Consider the following 19,234-nt stretch of genomic DNA (forward strand, 5'->3'; position numbering starts at 1 on the left):
GAGCGGCGACAGGCCCGGGCCCCGGAGCGGCGACAGGCCGGGCAGCGCCCGGAACCACTGGCCGGGCGGCCCCGGAAGCCCCGCCCGCCCGGACAGCCCCAGGAGCGGCGACAGGCCCGGGCCCCGGAGCGGCGACAGGCCGGGCAGCCCCCGAGCCACTGGCCGCCGGGCGGCCCCGGAAGCCCCGCCCGCCCGGACAGCCCCGGGAGCCACGACGGCCGCGCGGCCGCTCAGTGGGCGGGCAGCCCCGCGCGCACCCGTTCCAGCGTGATCGGCAGATCGCGGACCCGCACCCCCGTGGCGTGGTACACCGCGTTGGCGATCGCCGCCGCCGTGCCGACGATGCCCAGCTCCCCGACGCCCTTGCTGCCCATCGGGTTGAGCTCGCCATCGTGCTCATCGATCCAGTGCGCCTGGATGTCCCGCACATCGGCGTGGGCGGCGATGTGGTATGAGGCCAGGTCGTGGTTGGCGAAGTCGCCGAACCGCGGATCCACTTCGAGCCCTTCGTGCAGCGCCATCGAAAGCCCCATGCACATGGCGCCGCGCAGCTGCGCACCGGCCGTCCGGGGGTTGATGATGCGTCCGGCGGCGAACATCCCCAGCAGCCGGTCGACCCGCACCTGACCGGTGACGGCGTCCACCCGCACCTCCGCGAATTCGGTGCCGTAGGCGTGGCGCGAGAACTCCCGGCGCGCCGCGACGTCCTCGGCGGTGTCCGCCCGTTCCTCCAGGCCGCCGGGCGGGATCGCGCCGGCGGACTCCTCCAGCCGCTTGGCCAGCGCCCGGCACGCCTTGGACACCGCCCATCCCCAGGAGCTCGTGCCCATCGAGCCACCCGCGAACGGCGCCTGGCCGTAGGCGCTGCGGCCGATGTCGAGGGTAACCCGGCCGATCTCCACACCGAGTTCGTCCGCCGCCACCTGGGTCAGCGCGGTACGGGCCCCGGTGCCGATGTCGGCCGCGGCGATCCGTACCGTGAACGCGCCGTCGGGCTCGACACGGGCGGTCGCGGTGGCGGGCCAGGTGATGGCGGGGAAGAGGGACGCCGCCACTCCGGTGCCGACCAGCCAGCGCCCCTCCCGGCGGCGCCCCGGGGCCGGGTCGCGGCCCGCCCAGCCGAAGCGCGCCGCGCCCTCCCGCAGACATGCCACCAGGTTGCGGCTGCTGAACGGATGGCCGGTCTCGGGGTCCACGGACGGCTCGTTGACCACCCTCAGCTCGATGGGGTCCATGCCCAGCCGCACGGCCAGTTCGTCCATCGCGCTCTCCAGCCCGAACATCCCGGGTGCCTCGCCGGGGGCCCGCATCCACGACGGCGTGGGCACGTCCAGCCGCGCCAGGCGATGGGTGGTGCGGCGGTGGGGCGCGGCGTACATCGTGCGGGCGGGGGTGGCCGTCTGCTCGCAGTACGGGGCGAGGGTGGAGCTCTGCTGCAGCGCGTCATGCCAGACGGCGGTGAGCCGGCCGTCCCGTTCGGCGCCGAGCCGGACGCGCTGCAGGGTGGGTGTGCGGTACGAGACCATGGTGAACATCTGCTGCCGGGTGGCCGCCACCTTGACCGGCCTGCCCACCGCGCGGGCGGCCAGCGCGGCGAGCACCGCGGGCGGGCGGGGCACCGCCTTGGAGCCGAAACCACCACCCGTGTGGTCGGCGACGACCCGTACCGCGCCCTCGGGCAGGCCGAACAGCCCGGCCAGTTTGGTGGCCGTCATCCAGGGGCCCTGATCGCCGTTGTAGAGAGTGAGCGAGTCCCCGTCCCAGACCGCGATGGTGGCGTGCGGTTCCATCGCGCAGGTGTGCTCCGGGGGCGTGGTGTACGTGGCGTCGAGGACGACCGGCGCCGCGGCGAGGGCGGCCTCCACATCGCCGGTCTCGGTGTGCCCCGGATAGCCGCCGTTGACCGTGTCGGGGACGACGATGCGCGGATCGCCGTCCGTCAGCTCGGAGTCGTGGTCGTCCACGTCGTACTCGATCCGCACCGCCGCCGCGGCCTGACGGGCCGTCTCGAAGGTGTCCGCCACCACGGCCGCCACGATCTGCCCCCGGTAGGCGACGTCGGCGGATTGCAGAACCGCGAGTTCGGGATCGTCGGTCGGGTGCAGCCGGGGCGCGTTGCGACTGTCGAGCACGGCGATCACCCCGGGCAGGGTCCGGGCCGCTCCGGCGTCGACGGCGCGCACCCTGCCGCGCGGGATGGTGGACTGCACCGCCCACGCGTACAGGGCGTCCGGCACCGGGTACTCATAGGCGTAGAGCGCCGTGCCGGTGACCTTCTCGCGTCCTTCGACACGGGTCACCTCCGCGCCCACGGTCCGCTGGAGCGTGGTCATCGACGCTGCCCTCCCACGAGGTCGCGCACGGCCGAGGTGATGACATCCACGGCGAGGTCGATCTTGAACGCGTTCTGTGGCAGCGGGCGCGCCGAGGCGAACTCGGCCCGTGCCGCCTCCCGCAGGGTCTCCTCGGTCGGCCGCCGGCCGAGGAGCAGCCGCTCGGTCCCGCGGGCCCGCCAGGGGCGGGTGCCCACACCGCCGAGCCCCAGCCGGATCTCCCGCAGTGTGCCGTCGGGGTCCGTGGCGGCCACGGCGGCCACCGACACCACCGCGAACGCGTAGGACCAGCGGTCGCGGACCTTGCGGTAGGACATGACGGCGCCCTCGGGGGGCGGTGGCAGCTCGACACCGGTGATCAGATCACCCGGTTGCAGCACCGTCTCGCGGTCCGGTGTGTCACCGGGGAGCAGATAGAAGTCGTTCAGCGGCACCGCACGGGGGCTGCCGTTCACCCGCCGCAGATGGATGACCGCGTCGAGCGCGGCCATCGCCACCGCCATGTCCGAGGGGTGGCTCGCCACGCAGAAGTCGGAGGTGCCGAGCACGGCCAGGTCGCGGTGGAGGCCCTGGATGGCCGAACAGCCGGTTTCCGGCTGCCGCTTGTTGCAGGGTTTGGTGACGTCCTGGAAGTACACACAGCGGGTGCGCTGCAACAGATTGCCCCCGGTGGTGGCCACCGTCCGCAGTTGCCCGGAGGCCCCGGACAGCAGCGATTCGGCCAGTGCCGGGAAGCGCTCGCGGACGCCGGGGTCTCCGGCGAGCCGGCTGCCCGATACCAGCGCGCCGATGAGCACGCCGCCGTCGGGGCGGTGCTCGATGGTGTCGTACGGGAGCTGGGTGATGTCGACGAGCATGGCGGGCTCGGTCACCCCCAGCTTCATCAGGTCCACCAGGTTGGTGCCCCCGGCCAGATACACCGTCTCGGTGGAGTCGGCCACGAGCGTGGCGGCGGCCTGGGGGTCGGTGGCGCGCTCGTAGGCGAACGGCTTCATCGCGTGCCTCCCGCCGCGCCGGCGCGCGCCGGGGTCCCGTCGCCGTCGGCCCCGGCGACCTCGCGGATGGCGGCCACGATGCCGGGGTAGGCCCCGCAGCGGCACAGGTTGCCGCTCATCCGCTCCCGGATCTCGTCGGCGTCCAGGTCGCCCGGCGCGCCGACCCCGGCCGCCACGTCCTCGGTGACATGGCTGGGCCAGCCGCGCGCGGCCTCGGTGAGCGCGCCGATCGCCGAACAGATCTGCCCCGGTGTGCAGTAGCCGCACTGGAAACCGTCGTGTTCCAGGAACGCCCGCTGCAGCGGGTGGAGTTCCTCCGGGGCGGCGAGCCCCGCGACGCCCTCGATGGTGGTGATGTCGCGGCCCTGGGCGGCCACGGCGAACACCAGGCAGCTGTTGACCCGCTCCCCGTCGATCAGGACGGTGCAGGCCCCGCACTGCCCGTGGTCGCACCCCTTTTTGACCCCGGTCAGTGCCAGGTGTTCGCGCAGGGCGTCCAGCAGGGTCACCCGGTGGTCGAGGGTGAGGGGGCGGTCAGCACCGTTGATACGCAGCGTGAGATCGCTGTGAAACGCGTGAGCTGTCACATCACTCAGCCTGGCATCGGGGTGGGCGCCCCGCATCTTCGGCGTCACTCCCCGTGTTCCGCCTCCGGAGGCAGGGGCTCCAGGGCCAGCCGCAGATGCGCCAGGTCCGGGGGGACCGGGGAGCGGGGGTGGTAGAACGGCGGGGCCGCGTCGGCGGCGGGCGAGTCGGCCAGCCGGAAGCGGTCCCGCAGCCGGTGGTAGAAGCGCGTCGGCGCGAGCCGCACCAGCCGCAGCCGGTTCGGTGCCCGGTAGGCGGCCACCCAGTCGCCCGGATCCAGCACCCCGCGCAACTGCCCGTCGAGGCTGACCGCCACCTGCCCCGAGGTCGGCAGGACCCGCACGGCGATGGCCTCGTCCACCGCGGCCACCACGGTGCGGTCGAAGGCGATGTGCGGGGCGACCGGGGTGAAGACCACCGCGTCCATATGCGGGGAGACCACCGGGCCGCCGGCGGCGAAGCTGTAGGCGGTGGAGCCGGTCGGGGTGGCCACGATGATCGCGTCGGCCGAGTACGAGGCGAGCAACTGCCCGGACACATACACCCCCAGCCCGGCCTGGCGGTCGCGGGCGAGCTTTTCGAAGACCACGTCGTTGACGGCGATGACATCCAGCGGAATGCCCCAGCCGACCTCCTCGGGCCCGCGGCCGGGGCGGACCCTGGGGGGCGGCGGCACGGGGCCCCGCCCGTACCGCAGCAGCGCCTCCATGCCCTCGGGCATCTCCAGCGGCCGGGACGCCCGCAGGGTGAGCAGCATCCGCTCTTCGATCGTGGCACGGCCGTCGTGGACGGCGTCCAGCGCGTCCTCCACCTGATCGACGGTGATCTCGGTGAGGAAGCCGACCCGCCCCACGTTCACTCCCAGCGCCGCGGCCCCGTTCACGGCGGCGAGCCGGGCGCCGCGCAGAAAGGTGCCGTCGCCGCCGAAGGTGACGATCAGGTCGGGGTGGCCCGCGGCCGCGGCCTCCTCCTTGGCGCTGCGCCGGGGCTGGTCGCCACGCCAGACGTCCAGTTCGAAGCAGGAGATGCCGTGGGCAGCGGCCCATGCGCGGGCGGTGTGCGCCGCCGCGACAGCGGTGGGGCGGGCCTGGTGGACGACCATGCCGAGCCGGTTGACAGCCATGGCCCTTCCACCGTAGATCGGCCGGCCCCGAGGCGCCCGCCAGGCCGGCAGGCGGTCATGGCGACCGGCCGAACGTGGCGAGGCCAGGCACCCTGGAGCTGAACATCCACGCTGATCTATGGTGTTGACCGGCAGATGGCCTGCAGGGGGAACCACACCGCATCCATACGGAGCCAGGGATGGTGCAGCAGATGGCGAGCCAGAGACGAACCGAGCTGGTCGAGGGCCTGATGGCGAACTTCCCCCAGGTGCCCCGGGAAGCCGTGATCAAGGAGGACCTGCTGCGCGGCGGCATGGCCTTCGACGAGTCCGCGCTCAGCGGCAACGGGGACGGCGACGTCAAGCCGAAGTCGTATTTCATCTTCTCGTTCGACCACCGCACCCTTCCGGAGCTGGGCGCCGCGGCCCTCAACCGGCCGCCCGAGGAGATCGTGCTCACCGGCGGGCCGTACGACCTGCGCCGCACCGTGGTGTCCGTCCGCGTCAACCCCGCGTCGCCGTATGTGGTCCGGGCCGGGGAGGACGGTGCGCTGGGCCTGTATCTGGACGGTGCGCGCATCGCCGATGTCGGGCTGCCCCCGATGCCGGACTACTACCGCCACACCCTGTCGAACGGGAAGTCGGTGATGGAGGTCGCGCCGACCATCCAGTGGGGCTATCTGGTCTATCTGACGGTCTTCCGGGTGTGCCAGTACTTCGGCGCCAAGGAGGAGTGCCAGTACTGCGACATCAACCACAACTGGCGTCAGCACAAGGCGGCGGGCCGCCCGTACACGGGAGTGAAGCCGGTCGAGGAGGTGCTGGAGGCGCTGGAGATCATCGACCGCCATGACACCGCCCGCACCTCCCAGGCGTACACCCTCACCGGCGGCGCGATCACCTCGCATATCGGCGGCCGGGACGAGGCCGACTTCTACGGCCAGTACGCGAAGGCCATCGAGGAGCGCTTCCCGGGCCGGTGGATCGGCAAGGTGGTGGCGCAGGCGCTGCCCAAGGACGACGTCCAGCGGTTCCACGACTACGGGGTGCGGATCTACCACCCCAACTTCGAGGTGTGGGACCGGCGGCTGTTCGAGCTGTACTGCCCGGGCAAGGAGCGCTACATCGGCCGCGACGAGTGGCACCGCCGGATCCTGGACTCGACCGAGGTGTTCGGCGCGCGAAATGTGATTCCCAACTTCGTCGCGGGCGTGGAGATGGCCGAGCCGTTCGGCTTCTCCTCCGTGGCCGAGGCGATCGACTCCACCGCCGAGGGGCTGCGGTTCTTCATGTCGCACGGTGTCGTGCCCCGGTTCACCACGTGGTGTCCCGAGCCGACGACACCGCTGGGCAAGGCCAATCCGCAGGGCGCCCCGCTGGAATACCACATCCGGCTGCTGGAGACCTACCGGGCGACGCTCGAGGACTTCGGGCTGGCCTCGCCGCCCGGGTACGGCCCGCCGGGGCCGGGGCGGGCGGTGTTCTCGGTGAGCTCGTTCATGGACAGCCTGCCGGCCGCGGAGCCGGAGCAGGAGCCGGTGGCGCCCTGACGCCTACGGCCGCCCCCGGCTCGGGGAACCTCGTCAGCCGACGTGGACGTGGGGGCGGCGGCCCCGGTCGGGTTCGGCCTCGCGGAGGACCTCACGGGTGACGGGGGCGACCTCTCCCTGGCCGAAGAGGAAGAAGCGCAGGAAGTGGGCCAGTGGATGACCCTCCGTCCACTCGAAGTAGATGTGCGGGCGCTGCCCGGTGGCGTCCCGCACCCACAGCAACAGCGCCGCCAGCGCGTTGGGGATGGTGGCGCTCTGCAGGGTCAGCACCCGGTAGCGGCCGTGCACCACCTCTCCGCACACCTGCAGCTCGCTTTCGAACTCGGACGGGTCGGCGACGGTGACCTCGACGAAGATGATGTCGTCCTCGGGCGGGATGTCGTTGTCCGCGCGGATCTGGTGCTGCTTCTCCCGGTATTCGGCCAGGTCGCGGCGTTCCGGCTTATTGGCGATGAAGCGGATCCTGCGATGGGCGGTGTCGCGCATGAACCGCTCGGCCAGGGGGTCGAACGTCACGCTGGTGACACGTAGCTCGAACGCCCTGGCGACCCGGGACAGCAGCGATACGGCCAGGATGCCCGCGATGAAGCAGGCGCCGATCTTGACGCCGTCGGGCCGTTCGATGACGTTGACCGCGGTGGTGTACAGGAAGATCACCGCGATGACGCCGAAGCCGATGGTCCAGCCGCGCTGCCGGGCGCGCCGGGCGGCGATGGTCACGGCGATGGCGGCAGAGGTGATGAGCACGAGCACACCGGTGGCGTAGGCGCCGCCCTGGGCGTCCACATCCGCCTTGAAGAGCCAGGTCACCAGGAACGCGACGGCGATGAACACCAGCACCATCGGGCGGACCGCGCGCGCCCAGTGGGGTGCCATGCCGTAGCGCGGCAGATAGCGGGGCATCAGGTTGAGCAGTCCGGCCATGGCCGAGGCGCCGGCGAACCAGAGGATGGCGATGGTGGAGGCGTCATAGACGCTGCCGAACGCCGAGCCCAGGTGCTCATGGGCGAGATAGGCCAGGGCGCGCCCATTGGCCTCGCCGCCCGGTTCGAACTCCCGCTGCGGGATCAGCAGGGTCGTGATGAAGCTGGAGGTGATGAGGAAGATGCTCATGATCACCGCGGCGGTGGTCAGCAGCTTCCTGGCGCCCTGGATGCGTCCGGCGGGGCGCTCCGGGGTGTCGCCCGGCTTGCCCTCGATATGCGGCATGACGGCCACGCCCGTCTCGAACCCGGACAGGCCGAGGGCCAGCTTCGGGAAGATCACCAGCGCCACGCCGATCATCACCAGGGGACTGCCGCGCTCGGCGACCAGCGCCTGGGACCAGTCGGGGATCACATGGGGCGCGGTGCAGATATTCCACAGCCCGACCGCCACCACGACGGCGTTGAGCAGCAGATAGGCCGCGACCAGCACCACGGCGATCCCGATGGCCTCGGTGAACCCCTTGAGGAACACCGCGCCGAGCAGTCCCACCAGGATCAGGGTGACGGCCACCTCATGACCGTGCAGGGTCGAGGTGAGATGCGGATTCTCCACCAGGTGGGCGGTGGCGTCGGCGGCGGAGAGGGTGATGGTGATGAGGAAGTCGGTGGCCGCGAAGCCCAGCAGGGTGAGGACGAACAGCTTGCCCTTCCAGAAGGTCAGCAGCCGCTCCAGCATCGCGATCGAGCCCTGGCCGTGCGGGCTCTCCTCGGCCACCCTGCGGTACACCGGCAGCGCGCCCACCAGGGTCACCACCACCAGCACGACGGTGGCCACCGGGGAGAGCAGCCCGGCCGCCAGGGCGGCGATACCGGGCTGGTAGCCGAGGGTGGAGAAGTAGTCCAGACCGGTCAGGCACATGACCCGCCACCACGGCCGGCCGTGGTGTGCGCTTTCCGGCTCGGCGTACGGGCCGGGCTGGCGCTTGGCGATGTCGGTCAGGCCCGCCAGCAGCCATCCGCGCAACCGGTGCCGTGCCCCGCCGTCGGAGGCGCCGCCGCCAGAGGTGGACGAGACCACGGGGTACTCCCGTCGTACAGCGAAGAGGTCCCCCGCCATCGGTGAGACCCTTCGGTCAGCGTATGCGGGCCGGCCGGCCACCACCCGGCCGGTGCCGCCGGCCGAAGGACATCGCTTTCTCAGTGGGTTTTCATCTTCGGTCCGTACGGTTGCGGCACATGGACACCACCAAGACCGACCAACCGACCGACACCGCTGTGCAGCCCGCAGAAGGCGAGGAAGAAGCCACGGCGGAGGGTGCCCCGAACGCTGTTCCGGACCCGCAGGAAACTTCGGACCCGCACGAAGCACCGGACCTCGAGGAAGATTCCGACGACATCGGAACCCCTTCCCCGGCCACCACGCCGAGCGTCGTCCCCGGCGCCGCCTCGGTCGTCGCCGCCGGCCTCGGGCTCGCCTCGCTCTCCGGCACCTGGCTCGGCACCATGCTGCAGGAGCGCAAGCAGCTGACCGGCCAGATCAAGGCCCAGTCCGGGGCGGCCGCCGATCAGATCGCCACGGTGTACGGCACTCCGTGGCACACCACGGCCCTCGTCAACGGGCTCTTCGCGCTGGCCGCCGTGGTGATCGCCGGTGTGGTGCTGCTGCGGCAGCGGCGGCCCGTCACGACCGGGGCACCCTGGGTGACCGCGGTGGCCTGGGGAGCGGTGGCGCTCGGCGTGATCGGTCTGCTGATCGCCGCCGCCATGGGGCTGGACATCTTCAGCGAGCTGCCGAAGGTGCCCGCCTCCCCCAACGCTCCGGCCGGCTGACCCGATCCGAGCGCGCCCCGTGGTCCGGATGGCTCACGCGGGGCGCGCTCCGTCGGCGGGGCGTGTCGCGATGTGCATGTCACGATTGAGCTCCCGGCATCGGGACACCCGCGAGAGGGACAGGCCGTCCGGCCGCCCCCGGCAGAGAGCGCCACCAGGACGGCACGGACTTCCGCCTACGGAGTTTCCCGCCGATGAGCCGTTCCTCAACGTCCCCCTCCGACCGGCACGGGACACCGCGCACACCGCATACGCCGGACCCACCGGAGCCCTCGCGCGCACCGGAGGCACCGGACAGCCGACCTGAGCCGGACGGGCCCAACGCACAGGGGGACAAGGACGCCCGGACCGCGGTCACCGTCTTCGTCGCGCTCGGCGCCAATCTGGTCATCGCGCTGGCCAAGGCCATCGGCGGTGTCTTCGCCGGTTCCCCCGCGCTGCTGTCCGAGGCCGCCCACTCCGTCGCGGACAGCCTCAACGAGGTGTTTCTGCTCGCCTCCCTCAAACGCAGCAAGCGGGCGCCCGACGACCAGCACCCCTTCGGCTACGGCAAGGAGCGCTATTTCTGGGCGCTGCTGGCCGCCGTCGGCATCTTCGTCATGGGCGGCTGCTTCTCCTTCTTCCAGGGCGCCGAGGCGCTGAGCGCGGGCAGTTCCGAGGACCACAGCGGCTATCTGGTGGGCCTCGCGGTCCTGGGCCTGGCGCTCCTCGCGGAGGGCTCCTCGCTGGTCCGGGCGCTGTTCCAGGTCCGCGGGCACGCCCGGGAAGCGGGCCGTGGCATGGCGGCCGAACTGCGCAGGGGCGACGACCCCACGCTGCGCACCGTCCTGGCCGAGGATTCCACCGCCTGTCTCGGTGTGGTGTTCGCCCTGCTCGGCATGTGGCTGCACATGGTCACCGGCGAGGTGGCCTACGAGGCCACGGCCTCCTTCCTGATCGGGGCGCTGCTGGTCTATGTGGCCTACCGGCTGGCCAGGGAGTCGCGCGCGCAGCTCATCGGCGAGGCGATCGACCCGGTCCAGCGCCGGGAGCTCCGCCGGTTCCTCGAGGGACAGCCGGAAATCGACACCGTGACCAGTCTGCTGACGATGCGTCTGGGCAACGATTCGACGCTGGTGGCGGCCCGGGTCGATCTCTTCCCCGGTCTCGACAGCGAGGAGGTCGAGGAGGTCCTGGTACGCGTCAAGACGGCGATGGCGGAGATCTGGCCGCACGCCGACCAGATCTTTCTCGATGTCACCGACGCCTCGGCCAGGGACCGGGCGAAGGCGCGCGAGGACCGCCAGGCGCTCGATGAGACGGTGGCGGCCGTGGAGCGGGAGGACCGCGGGGCGTGAGATTGGCCCCGGCGGGCCTGGGTACCCGGGTGAAGACCAGCCCACAACAGCGAACTCATGTACGGAGGCAGAACTGATGGGCCTCGGCGGTTGCATATTGATGATCGCGGTGGGAGGGATTCTCACCTTCGCCACCGACTGGAACGCCAGCGGCTTCAACGTCCACTTGGTCGGCCTGATCCTGATGGCCGTCGGCATCATCGGCACGTCGGCGTATGTGAGTGTGTACAAGCGCCGACGCGTCGTCGAACCGACCGCAGTGGCGCCTCCCGTGGTCCAGGAGACCGACCACCACCGGCACCACCACTACTGAGTACCGGTCAGCCCCTTTCCGACGAGGTGGCCACCGCCGTGGGCGGTGGCCACCTCGTCGTCGCACAACTCCCCGGGCGCGGCTGGGCGTTGAGCCCTCTGCGGGACCCTTGACAGTTCCCTGTTTGAAACTGTCAGAATCTGTTGCGCGAAGGGTCGTTGTGGTCGGTCACGTGCCCTTCGCCACCACACAATCGAAGAAAAGGGGATCGCGATGGCGGTCACGCGCAGATCGATATTGATCGCAGGCACCGCCGCCCCGATGGCCGGGGCACTTGTCACGGCCAGTCCCGCGCAGGGCGCCACCGCGTCCCGCGCCATGGGAGGACGGACGATCCCGCTCACGGACGACTGGCGCTTCGCCCTCGTCAACCCCGGTGGGATCACGGACCCGACCGGCGCGTACGAGACCGCCCATGACCCGGCCTACGACGACTCGGCCTGGCGCGAGGTCGCCGTCCCGCACGACTGGAGCATCGAGCTCTCCCCCACCACCGACCACGGCACCAGCGGCGGCACCGGATTCCTGCCCGGCGGCCTCGGCTGGTACCGCACCGCCTTCACCCTGCCGCGCACCCTCGAGGGCAAGCGGATCTCCGTCGAATTCGACGGCGTCTATATGGACTCGTCCGTGTACTGCAACGGACGGCTCATCGGTGAACACCCCTACGGATACACCGGCTTCGCCCTCGACCTCACCGAGGTGGCCCACACCGACGGCGCCACCCCCAACGTCCTCGCCGTCAAGGTGCGCAACCGCCTTCCCAGCAGCCGCTGGTACTCGGGCAGCGGCATCTACCGCCACGCCCGGCTCGTCGTCACCGACCCGGTCCATGTGGCCCGGTGGGGCACGTACCTCACCACCCCCGGCCTGGCCACCGACCTGCGCGCCGGACATGCCACGGTGCGGGCGCGGACCCTCGTCGTCAATGAGTCGGACGTCCGGAAGCCGGTGACCGTGGTCTCCACCGTCAAGGACCCCGACGGGCGCATGGTGGTCCAGGCGCACTCCACCGTCACCGTCGGGGCGGGTGACACCCGTACCGCCACCCAGGAGCTCAGAATCGACCGGCCGCGGCTGTGGTCGTTCGAGACCCCGGAGCGCTATGTCCTGGAGACCGAACTGCGGGTCGGCCAGGACACCACCGACCGGTACCGCACCCCCTTCGGGCTCCGCCATGTCACCCTCGACCCCGACCGCGGATTCTCGCTGAACGGCGAGTACGCCAAGCTCCAGGGCGTCGATCTCCACCATGACCTGGGCGCGCTCGGCGCCGCCGTCAACACCGACGCCGTGCTGCGCCAGATGACCATCATGAAGAGCATGGGCGTCAACGCCCTGCGCACCTCGCACAATCCGCCCTCACCGGAGCTGATCGAGGTCTGCGAGCGGCTCGGCATCGTGATGCTGGTGGAGGCGTTCGACTGCTGGCGCACCGGCAAGAACACGTACGACTACGGGCGCTTCTTCGACGAGCACTGCGAGGCGGACATCACCGAGATGGTGCGCGCCGCCCGCAACTCCCCCGCCGTCGTCATGTGGTCCATCGGCAACGAGATCCCCGACTCCACCAGCGCCGCGGGGCTGGGCATGGCCCAGCGGCTCATCGACGCCGTCCGCGCGGCCGATGACACCAGACCCGTCGTGATCGGCTCGGACAAGTACCGCGGTCTGCCCGCCGAGGGCTCCCCGGCCGACCTGATGCTCGCCAAGCTGGACGGGCTCGGCCTCAACTACAACACCGCCGCCTCGGTGGACGCCCTGCACGCCCGCTACCCGCGGCTGTTCCTCTTCGAGTCCGAGTCCTCCTCGGAGACCTCCACCCGCGGGGCCTATCAGGAGCCCGAGCACCTCAACACGGGCGAGAACCACACCCCCGGCAGGCGCGAGACCTCCAGCTACGACAACAACCTCGCCTCCTGGACGATGAGCGGCGAGTACGGGCTGAAGAAGGACCGGGACCGGAGGTTCTTCGCCGGGCAGTTCCTGTGGTCGGGCATCGACTACATCGGCGAGCCCACGCCGTACGACGTGTTCCCGGTGAAGGCGTCGTTCTTCGGCGCGGTGGACACCGCCGGCTTCCCCAAGGACATGTACTACCTGTTCAAGAGCCAGTGGACCAGCGAACCGATGGTCCATCTGGTCCCCATGGACTGGACCGGCCACCGGCCGGGCGAGACCGTGGAGGTGTGGGCCTACTCCAACGTCGGCACGGTGGAGCTGTTCCTGGGCGGCCGGTCGCTGGGAGTCCGCGAGTTCGACGCCAAGAAGACCACCGACAGCCGCGCCTACCTGGAGACCACCGAGCCCACCGGCGACGACAAGACCGTCACCTCCGGCCCCTACCCCGGCAGCTACACCAGTCCGGGCGGCAGCGCCGGAAAGCTCCACCTCACCTGGAAGGTGCCGTTCGCACCGGGTGAGCTGAAGGCCGTGGCCCGGCGCGGCGGCCGGGTCGTGGCCACCGATGTGCTGCGCACGGCGGGACGCCCGCACGCCGTACGGCTGACCCCCGACCGCGAGACCGTCGACGCCGACGGCCGCTCACTGTGCTTCGTGACCGCCGAAGTCGTCGACGCCCACGGTGTGGTGGTGCCCGACGCCGGCCATCCGATCGCCTTCAAGGTCACCGGAGGCTCCCTGGCCGGGGTCGACAACGGCCGCCAGGAGAGCGCCGAGCGCTACCAGGCGAGCACCCGCACCGCCTTCCACGGCAAGGCCCTGGCCATCGTCCGCTCCGGTACCAAGGCCGGGCCGCTGACCATCACCGCCCGGTCGGCGGGGCTGCGCACCGCTACCACCACCGTCCGCGCCACCGGCGGGACATCGGAACCGGTCACCCGCCCGGTGTCCTTCGCACCCGACCCCGGCCCCGGCGCCCCGGACGAGCCACGCGCCGACGCGAGCTATTCGGGTGCGCCGACGACCCTGCCCTCGGCCATGCTGGACGGCGATCCGGCCACCGGCTGGTCCAACGCCTTCCACAAGCCCGCCACGGCGCTGCTTCCCGCCTTCGACGGCGCCCGGAAGGCCGACTGGGTCTCGGTGACCTGGAGCGGGAGGCGGCGGCTGCGCCGCGTCGAGGTGTCCTTCACCGTCGACGCCACGCACACCCTGCCTGCCTCGATCGAGGTCTCCGCATGGGACGGCCACGCCTACGTCCCGGTGCGCGGGGCGTCCGTCGACTGGGCCACCGCCTCCGGCACCCCGACGGTCATCACTTTCGACCCGGTCCGCACCTCCCGGCTCCGGCTGGACCTCACCAGCCGTCATCCGGGCGTGGCCGACGGCGCCCAGCGCATCGTCGCCTTCGAGGCCCGGTGACGGCCGGGTGAGCCGCTGAATCCGACGGCGCCATGCCGAAGGGGCCACGAGCGGGGCCGCCACCTCACCGGCTCATCCCCAGCCGGCGGGGTAGCGGCGGTAGCGGCGGCTCCGGGGCCGGATGGCCAGCGTGGACAGCAGGCCGACGAACCCCACCACGATGACCACCAGGCCGGGGCCGAAGCTCTGGGCGTACGCCACGACGTCGTCGAGCGTCGAGACACCGTCGTCGACCCCGGAGGTGCCGGGCGCGGCGCCCGTCTGGCCGCCGGACGCGATGGACGGGTTGGCGCTCTGGGCCTTGGCGCCCGGGATGCTCACCCCGAGCGCGGTCAGCGCCTTGGTCACGGGCTGGAAGAAGGTCACTCCGCCCTTGGTGCAGTCGCCGCTGCCGCCGGAGGTGACGCCGAGCGCCACGCCCTGGGCGAAGAGCGGCCCGCCGCTGTCGCCGGGCTCGGCGCACACGGTGGCCTGGACCAGCCCGGTGACCGTGCCCTCGGGGTAGTTGACCGTCGCGTTGAGCCCGGTCACCTTGCCCGAGCGCAGCCCGGTGGTGCTGCCGCTGCGGAACACCTCCTGGCCCACGACGGGGTCGGCCACGCCGGTGACCCGCACCACCTGGCCGCCACCGACGTTGAGCACGCTGCTCTGGTCCAGCGAGGTGTTGTCGTACCGCACCAGCGAGAAGTCATTGCCGGGGAAGCTGGTCTGGGCCGTAGTGCCGATTTTGGTGCGGCCGGTGGCGTCGGTGAACCAGGGGGTGCCGGGGGGACCGCAGTGCCCCGCCGTCAGGATGAAGCCGGTCTGGCCGTTGGTGACATTGAAACCGGCCGAGCAGCGGCTGCCGTTGGTGAACATCGGGGAGGCGCCCGCGGTTCTGGTGGTGAAGGAGTCCGTAGTCCGCTGCGTGCGCACCTCGTCGCCCACCTCCGCCGCGAGGTCCTTCATCCTCGACCAGCGGGCGGTGGAGACGGTGCTGTCGCCGACCAGCACGACCTGGTTGGACTTGGGGTCCACCATCCACGCGGTGCCCGCCACCCGGGGCGCCGAGCGCAGCTTCTCGGTCGCGGAGGCCAGCTGCTCCATGCTGTACCGCACCCGTTTGGCGGTGGCACCGGCCCGGCTGACCTCGCCCGCCGCCGTATCGTCCGTCACCGCGACCACCGGACGGCCGTCGGCGCCGATCCAGTTGCCCGCCGTACGGGAGGTGCCGAGCGCGGACACCAGCCGTCCGCCCACATCGTCCGTCTGGCGCGCGGTCAGGGCTCGCGAACCGTCGCTTCCGGTCGTCCCGTGGGCCGATCCGCCCGGCACGGCCTGCGAGACCATCACCCCGCCACAGACCAGCGCCCCGACAGCCGCGAACCGCACGACCCGGCGCACGCCTCGCCGCATGTGCTTCACCACCCTGTCTCCTTACGTCGATCCAGCCGGGGCCTCGGACGGCGAAGGCCCTCCCCCTCATACGTAAGGAAGCGGCGTCCTGCTCACTCCCCGGACGGAGCGGCGGCCACGGCTGCCGCGGCCCGCGGGAACCGGGGATCAGCGCCGGTCGCCGTAGCGCTTGCCGAGGAACCCCCCGACCAGCGCGGCCGTGCCGCCGCCGAGGATGGCCGCACCTTGCGTGGCGGCATCATGGGCGAGGAAATACGTGGCCACCCAGATGTACGCCACGACCGTGCCCGCACCGAGCAGCGAGCCGAATGCCTGCAGTCCCGTGTGGACCCAGTCCATGCGGCGGCGGTGCTCGCGTTCCCGCTGGAGTTCGGTGAGCATCCACTCCACCGTGCCGGGCCTGACCGCCTCCCACTCCTTGGCCTGTTCCACCGGCAGCCGGTCGCCCCAGGGCACCGCCGTCTCCGGAGGGCTGCCCGGGGCGGGGTTCTCACTCGCGTTCTCGGTCATGGCGCCTCCCCCGGACGGTTCGGACGGGATGGGGGATCCGCGGCCGCGGACCGTGGCGGAGGCGGACCGAGCGCGGTGAGGAAGTCGGCCATGTCCCGCTCCATCTCTCGCTCCACCGGACGTCGCGCGCGCCGCGCCGGGGGCTGAGGGATCGCCAGGGACGCCAGATATCCCTCGCGCAGCGCCTGCCAGGGCGCGGTGGGCCGGTGGGCCGCCTCCCCGACATCCGGGCGCAGGGCGTCGAGCCACCGGGCCTGCCGGTCCTGCTGTCTGGCCCACGCGAAGCCGCGCGCCGCGAGCGCCAGCCACAGCAGGCCGAGACACCCGGGCCCCACCCATCCGGGAACGTCGTCCAGGGAGCCGGGGCGCAGCGAGGGCAGGGCCACCGCCCCCGACACGGCTAGGAGGATCCCCAGCACGATGACGATCGGGGCGAGCGCTCCGGCGCCCACAGTTCTCGCACGGGGAGGAGCCGACCACGTGGCTTCCGCGGCCCGCGCGGGGGCGGGTAGGGCCGCTGCCTCGATCCTCGGGGTGGACATGGCCTCTCCTCGGGCCACGGTGCGCAGCAGCGCCTCGGCCTGCTCGGCCGTCAGCCGCCGTTCCGGGTCCTTGACCAGCAGACCCTCGATCAGCGGTCGCAACGGGCCCGCGTATCTCATGGGCGGCGGCGGGTCGTTGAGCACCGCGCTCATCAGCTCGCCCACGCTCTCCCCCTGGAACGGCACGACGCCTTCGACGGCCTCGTACAGGGTCACGCCCAGTGACCACAGATCGGCCTTGAGCATCGCTTCCGCGGTCGCCTGATACGGCGAGAGCGTGAAGCGCTCCGGCGCCATGTAAGGGGGCGTTCCGACCACCGTGTCCTCGTCCACGAAGGTCAGGCCGAGATGGTCCACCAGTACCGCGGGGCCGTCCGGGCGGAAGAGAATATTGCGCGGTTTGACGTCCCGATGGGCGACCCCCGCCGCGTACAGGGCCCGTAACCCGCGCAGCGCCTCCAGGCCGATCCGGGCGATCTCGGGCGCGTACGGCCGTCTGTCCCACTCACGCATCCGGTCCGCCAGCGAACGCGGATCGAGGCGCTCCATGACGATCCAGACCCGGCCGTCTCTCTCGCCCAGGTCATAGATGGCGGCCAGATGCGGATGCACGGTCGCGGCGAGGACGCGGACCTCACGGCGCAGCCGATCGAGCCACCGCCGGTACGCCTCCGGGCCCGGATCGCCGCCCGGGCGCAGTTCCTTGACGACGACGGGGCGACCGCTCGCCACGTCGTAGGCGTCCCAGACCAGGCTCATACCGCCCGCGCCCAGGCGCCCGCGTAACTCGTACCGGCCGCCGAGCACGCTCCCGTGGGGCGATCCCCCCTCGGAGCCGTGCTCGTGCCGATCGCCGCCGGATGTACCCCCGGTCATCCCCATCCGCCACCCCCTCACCAGCCGACTGATGCCCACAGTAGGGCGTCGGCCGGGCCCGGCGAAGGGGGCCACGGACACGAGTGCGGTGGCGCACCGCGGCTCAGGAGGCGCCCTTCTCGTACGGCGCGCTGGTGAACACCACCTTGTCGCGGGTGCCGTCGGTCACCCAGAACCGTTGCGGCTTCTCCCCGTAGAGCGCGAAGAGCGGGTCCGGTCCCCAGGCCAGCACGACCTCGTCCTTGCCGTCGTGGTCGAAGTCCGCGGCGTCGAAGAGCTTGACGGCGCGCTGCTTCTTCGGCACCTTGCGGCCGTCCGCGCGGGCCTGGACGGTGCGGTCGAGGGTGCGGCGGTGGGCGATCTCGCCGGGGGCGTCCGGGCGGATCGTCAGCAGTTCGGTGCCGCCGGTGCGCAGCGAGACGGCCAGCTCGTCGGTGCCGTCTCCGTCGGTGTCGGCCGCGGCGAGGACATCGCCGCCCAGGGCGGGGATTTTGATCGGCGAAGGCGTCGATCCGGCCGTGCGCTTGGTGTACACGCTCACCGACTGGTTGACGTCCGCGGGTTCGGTCTCGTAGCCCGGTTCGTCGTTGCGGCTGCCGGTGTCGGCGACCGCGACATCCCGCTTTCTGTCGCCGTCGAAGTCGCCGAAGGCGATGGCGTTGCCCTTGCGGAGGGTGCGGCCGGTGGTGGCGAGGCCGTCCGGGCCCGCCGTGAGGAGCGCGGACTCCATCTGGTCGTCGTCGCCCTGCGCGTGCACCACCAGGTCGGTGGGCCGGTCGCCGTCGATGGCGTCGGCATACAGCTCCGCGATCTGACCGCTGGGCCCGAGCGGATTGGCGTACGTCTCGGTGCGGGCGGGCTTGCCATCGCGGCCGAACGGGCCGTACATCACGTGGAAGTCCTTGCCGCTCTGGCGCACGGCGGCCAGATCGTGGTGTCCGTCCCCGTTGAAGTCACCCGCCGCCAGAGGCCGCGGGATCTCCAGGCCGTCGTCGGCGTCGGCCAGCCGCACCGGAGTGGCGGAGGCTCCCCGGGGCGGCCCCTCGGGGCCACCCCAGGCGATGTAGGGGAGCGTCTGGGTGGAGATGTGGGTGCGCTCGCTGCCGGCCGGGTCGCGCTCCTTGGTGGCGGCGGCGATCACATCGGCGAAGCCGTCGCCGTCGAGGTCCGCGGTGGTCACGGAGTGCATCTCGCCCGCGGTGCGCTCCTGCCACCCGGCGCCGGTGGGCAGACCGAGGTCCGCACGGCCGAGCACGGTGCGGACGGCGGGGTCGACGCCCTTCGCCGCGCCGTACACGTAGGCGATATGCCGCAGGCTGCCGAGTTCCTGCCCGGAGGCGAGGGGAATTCTGAGCTCGGGGCGGCCGTCGCCGTTGAGGTCGTCCGGCAGCGCGCTGCCCTTGCCCCGGGCGACGGGAGCGGTCGCGGTGGGGGTGACGACGGGTGAGGCCGTGCTCTTCCCGGTCCCGTCGCCGCCCTTCTTCGCGTCGTCTCCGCCGCCACCGCCGCACGCGGTGAGCAGCGCCAGCGCGGCGGCGCAGAGGGTGGCGGGGACGGGGCGGAGCCTGGTGGTGGGGGATGCCATCAGGCCACGACAGCGTATTCGGGGGAGCCAC

At 71.9% G+C, this 19,234-nt stretch carries 14 protein-coding genes; 5 read left to right on the plus strand and 9 right to left on the minus strand.

What is annotated here, in order from left to right; all coding sequences use genetic code 11:
• Nucleotides 1-230 precede the first annotated feature (230 nt).
• The 4 genes from J5X86_RS12790 to J5X86_RS12805 are packed head-to-tail and all read right to left on the minus strand — an operon-like array spanning nt 231 to nt 5,036.
• A complete protein-coding gene (locus J5X86_RS12790) occupies nt 231-2,333 on the minus strand; it encodes a xanthine dehydrogenase family protein molybdopterin-binding subunit (RefSeq protein WP_208516859.1) in 2,103 nt (700 codons plus the stop codon).
• A complete protein-coding gene (locus tag J5X86_RS12795; protein WP_208516860.1) occupies nt 2,330-3,328 on the minus strand; it encodes a xanthine dehydrogenase family protein subunit M in 999 nt (332 codons plus the stop codon). The genes J5X86_RS12790 and J5X86_RS12795 overlap by 4 nt, the downstream gene beginning before the upstream one ends.
• Complete coding sequence (locus J5X86_RS12800) at nt 3,325-3,951, minus strand: 2Fe-2S iron-sulfur cluster-binding protein (protein WP_208517017.1); 627 nt, start codon at nt 3,949-3,951, stop codon at nt 3,325-3,327. The genes J5X86_RS12795 and J5X86_RS12800 overlap by 4 nt, the downstream gene beginning before the upstream one ends.
• Before the next feature lie 8 nt (nt 3,952-3,959).
• The gene (locus J5X86_RS12805) at nt 3,960-5,036 is read right to left on the minus strand and encodes an NAD(+)/NADH kinase (protein ID WP_208516861.1); all 1,077 of its coding nucleotides are present in this window, start codon (nt 5,034-5,036) and stop codon (nt 3,960-3,962) included.
• 191 nt (nt 5,037-5,227) lie between these two features.
• Between J5X86_RS12805 and J5X86_RS12810 the strand changes: the two genes are divergently transcribed.
• A complete protein-coding gene (locus tag J5X86_RS12810; RefSeq protein WP_208516862.1) occupies nt 5,228-6,565 on the plus strand; it encodes a radical SAM protein in 1,338 nt (445 codons plus the stop codon).
• A gap of 33 nt (nt 6,566-6,598) precedes the next feature.
• Here the strand turns inward: J5X86_RS12810 and J5X86_RS12815 are convergent, their stop codons facing one another.
• Complete coding sequence (locus tag J5X86_RS12815; protein ID WP_243980161.1) at nt 6,599-8,608, minus strand: amino acid transporter; 2,010 nt, start codon at nt 8,606-8,608, stop codon at nt 6,599-6,601.
• Nucleotides 8,609-8,727: 119 nt separating this feature from the next.
• Between J5X86_RS12815 and J5X86_RS12820 the strand changes: the two genes are divergently transcribed.
• The 4 genes from J5X86_RS12820 to J5X86_RS12835 all read left to right on the plus strand — a co-directional run bounded on the left by J5X86_RS12820 (nt 8,728) and on the right by J5X86_RS12835 (nt 14,295).
• A complete protein-coding gene (locus J5X86_RS12820; RefSeq protein WP_208516864.1) occupies nt 8,728-9,321 on the plus strand; it encodes a hypothetical protein in 594 nt (197 codons plus the stop codon).
• Between the two features lie 194 nt (nt 9,322-9,515).
• Nucleotides 9,516-10,658, plus strand: coding sequence for a cation diffusion facilitator family transporter (locus J5X86_RS12825; protein ID WP_208516865.1), 1,143 nt, complete (start codon nt 9,516-9,518; stop codon nt 10,656-10,658).
• A 76-nt stretch (nt 10,659-10,734) separates the two neighbouring features.
• A complete protein-coding gene (locus tag J5X86_RS12830) occupies nt 10,735-10,971 on the plus strand; it encodes a hypothetical protein (protein ID WP_208516866.1) in 237 nt (78 codons plus the stop codon).
• Nucleotides 10,972-11,184: 213 nt separating this feature from the next.
• Nucleotides 11,185-14,295, plus strand: coding sequence for a glycoside hydrolase family 2 TIM barrel-domain containing protein (locus tag J5X86_RS12835; RefSeq protein WP_208516867.1), 3,111 nt, complete (start codon nt 11,185-11,187; stop codon nt 14,293-14,295).
• 72 nt (nt 14,296-14,367) lie between these two features.
• On the opposite strand, the gene J5X86_RS12840 is transcribed toward J5X86_RS12835, so the two are convergent.
• The 4 genes from J5X86_RS12840 to J5X86_RS12855 form a co-directional block, all read right to left on the minus strand.
• Nucleotides 14,368-15,699: a S1 family peptidase gene (locus J5X86_RS12840; RefSeq protein WP_308124543.1), complete on the minus strand. Its 1,332-nt coding sequence runs from the start codon at nt 15,697-15,699 to the stop codon at nt 14,368-14,370.
• Nucleotides 15,700-15,837: 138 nt separating this feature from the next.
• The gene (locus J5X86_RS12845; protein ID WP_014058130.1) at nt 15,838-16,200 is read right to left on the minus strand and encodes a hypothetical protein; all 363 of its coding nucleotides are present in this window, start codon (nt 16,198-16,200) and stop codon (nt 15,838-15,840) included.
• A complete protein-coding gene (locus tag J5X86_RS12850; RefSeq protein WP_208516868.1) occupies nt 16,197-17,618 on the minus strand; it encodes a serine/threonine-protein kinase in 1,422 nt (473 codons plus the stop codon). Before J5X86_RS12850 ends, J5X86_RS12845 begins: the two co-directional genes overlap by 4 nt.
• A gap of 103 nt (nt 17,619-17,721) precedes the next feature.
• Nucleotides 17,722-19,203, minus strand: a complete 1,482-nt coding sequence (locus tag J5X86_RS12855; protein ID WP_243980163.1) for a VCBS repeat-containing protein — start codon at nt 19,201-19,203, stop codon at nt 17,722-17,724.
• Between the last annotated feature and the right edge of the window lie 31 nt (nt 19,204-19,234).

This window comes from Streptomyces sp. NEAU-YJ-81, assembly GCF_017592595.1.
Taxonomy (GTDB): domain Bacteria; phylum Actinomycetota; class Actinomycetes; order Streptomycetales; family Streptomycetaceae; genus Streptomyces; species Streptomyces hygroscopicus_B.

What these genes read in the sequence shown, in the direction of transcription:
- J5X86_RS12790 (WP_208516859.1), bottom strand. Translation starts at nt 2,333, where the DNA reads ATGACCACGCTCCAGCGGACCGTGGGCGCGGAGGTGACCCGTGTCGAA.
- J5X86_RS12795 (WP_208516860.1), bottom strand. Translation starts at nt 3,328, where the DNA reads ATGAAGCCGTTCGCCTACGAGCGCGCCACCGACCCCCAGGCCGCCGCC.
- J5X86_RS12800 (WP_208517017.1), bottom strand. Translation starts at nt 3,951, where the DNA reads ATGCGGGGCGCCCACCCCGATGCCAGGCTGAGTGATGTGACAGCTCAC.
- J5X86_RS12805 (WP_208516861.1), bottom strand. Translation starts at nt 5,036, where the DNA reads ATGGCTGTCAACCGGCTCGGCATGGTCGTCCACCAGGCCCGCCCCACC.
- J5X86_RS12810 (WP_208516862.1), top strand. Translation starts at nt 5,228, where the DNA reads ATGGCGAGCCAGAGACGAACCGAGCTGGTCGAGGGCCTGATGGCGAAC.
- J5X86_RS12815 (WP_243980161.1), bottom strand. Translation starts at nt 8,608, where the DNA reads ATGGCGGGGGACCTCTTCGCTGTACGACGGGAGTACCCCGTGGTCTCG.
- J5X86_RS12820 (WP_208516864.1), top strand. Translation starts at nt 8,728, where the DNA reads ATGGACACCACCAAGACCGACCAACCGACCGACACCGCTGTGCAGCCC.
- J5X86_RS12825 (WP_208516865.1), top strand. Translation starts at nt 9,516, where the DNA reads ATGAGCCGTTCCTCAACGTCCCCCTCCGACCGGCACGGGACACCGCGC.
- J5X86_RS12830 (WP_208516866.1), top strand. Translation starts at nt 10,735, where the DNA reads ATGGGCCTCGGCGGTTGCATATTGATGATCGCGGTGGGAGGGATTCTC.
- J5X86_RS12835 (WP_208516867.1), top strand. Translation starts at nt 11,185, where the DNA reads ATGGCGGTCACGCGCAGATCGATATTGATCGCAGGCACCGCCGCCCCG.
- J5X86_RS12845 (WP_014058130.1), bottom strand. Translation starts at nt 16,200, where the DNA reads ATGACCGAGAACGCGAGTGAGAACCCCGCCCCGGGCAGCCCTCCGGAG.
- J5X86_RS12850 (WP_208516868.1), bottom strand. Translation starts at nt 17,618, where the DNA reads ATGACCGGGGGTACATCCGGCGGCGATCGGCACGAGCACGGCTCCGAG.
- J5X86_RS12855 (WP_243980163.1), bottom strand. Translation starts at nt 19,203, where the DNA reads ATGGCATCCCCCACCACCAGGCTCCGCCCCGTCCCCGCCACCCTCTGC.